The sequence below is a fragment of the Nocardia sp. NPDC004718 genome (assembly GCF_053601535.1).
Genome location: NZ_JBSGCA010000144.1, coordinates 1 through 1,714 on the forward strand (window position 1 = coordinate 1; position 1,714 = coordinate 1,714).

The 1,714-nt window shown below is 70.8% G+C and carries 1 protein-coding gene; it reads left to right on the top strand.

All coding sequences use genetic code 11. From position 1 onward, the window contains the following. The coding region (locus ACWEH3_RS35995) for a condensation domain-containing protein (protein ID WP_452358510.1) at positions 1-1,714 on the top strand (1,714 nt) is incomplete at both ends.

Consider the following 1,714-nt stretch of genomic DNA (forward strand, 5'->3'; position numbering starts at 1 on the left):
TCCGCGCTCCCTCGACTCCGATCGAGGAGATCGTCGCGGAGATCTTCGCCGACCTGCTCGGCGTGCCGCGCGTGGGCGTGGACGACGACTTCTTCGAGCTCGGCGGCAACTCGCTGGTCGCCACGCAGGTGACCGCCCGCGTCAGCGCCGCGCTGAACACCGAGGTCGGCGTGCGTGTGTTGTTCGAGGCCCCGACCGTGGGCGCGCTTGCCGCGCGGATCGAGTCACACGCGGGAAGCGGTGCGCGCCAAGCGCTCACGGCACAGGTGCGTCCCGAGCACCCGCCGCTGTCGCTGGCGCAGCAGCGCATGTGGTTCCTCAACCGCTTCGACGCCGACTCCGCTGCGAACAACATCCCGGCCGCGGTGCGGCTGGAAGGCGCGCTGGATCTGGACGCGCTGCGCGGCGCGGTCGCCGACGTGGTCGGACGGCACGAGTCGTTGCGCACCATCTACCCGTCTCGCGACGGCGTGGCCTACCAGCGGGTGTTGAACGCCACCAGGGCGATTCCCGAGCTGGACGTGGTGGAGGTGGCCGAGGGGCAATTGCTCGGCGTGCTCTACGAGTTCGTCGAGCGCGGCTTCGACGTGACCGCCCAGCCGCCGGTGCGCCTGCGCGCCTACCGGCTCGGACCGGACGACTACGTGCTGGTCGTCGTGGTGCACCACATCGCGGCCGACGGCTTCTCCATGCGTCCGCTGGTGCGCGACCTGATGACCGCTTACGTGGCGCGGACCTCGGCGGCTGAGCCGGGCTGGCCGCCGCTGGCGGTGCAGTACGTGGACTTCGCGCTGTGGCAGCGCGACACGCTCGGCTCCGAGGACGACCCGACCTCGCTGATCTCCGAGCAGCTCGACTACTGGCGTGAGACGTTGGCCGGGCTGCCCGACGAACTGCGCCTGGCCGGTCGTCCGCGGCCCGCCGTCGCCTCCTACGGCGCGGGCACCTACCGGTTCCGGGTGCCGGGCGAGCTGATCGAAGACCTGAACCGGGTCGCGCAGACGCATGGCAGCACGCTGTTCATGGTGGTGCACGGCGCCTTCGCCGCCCTGCTGGCGCGGTTGAGCGGCTCCGAGGACATCGCTATCGGCATCCCGGTCGCCGGTCGTGGTGAGCAGGCGCTCGACGATCTGGTCGGCATGTTCGTCAACACATTGGTGCTGCGCGCCGAAGTGGACACCGCCGAGTCGTTCGCCGATCTGCTCGCCCGGGTCCGCGAACGCGACCTGCAGGCGTTCGCGCACGCGGACGTGCCGTTCGAGCGGCTGGTCGAGGTGCTCAACCCGGCGCGTTCGCAGGCGCGGCACCCGCTGTTCCAGGTGATGCTGTCGTTCCAGAACCTCGGCCGCACCGCGCTGGAACTGCCCGGCCTCACCGTCTCCGAGCTGGGCATCGACCAGCCGACGGCGAAGTTCGACCTGCAACTCACGCTCAGCGAGGTCCCCGGGGCCGAGACGGCGATGGACGCCGAACTCGTCTACGCCACCGACCTGTTCGACGGCGTGTTCGCCGGGACGTTCGCCGAGCGGTTCGTGCGCGTGCTGCACGGCATCGCCGCCGATCCGTCGGTCACCGTCGGCGACATCGACCTGCTCGACGACGCCGAGCGTGCCTTGGTGATCGAGCGCTGGAACGCCACCGAATTCCCGGTCGACGCCGCGCTCACCTCGCCGGTCGGCGACGCCGCCGCGACCCTGGTCTCGCTGTTCGAGGC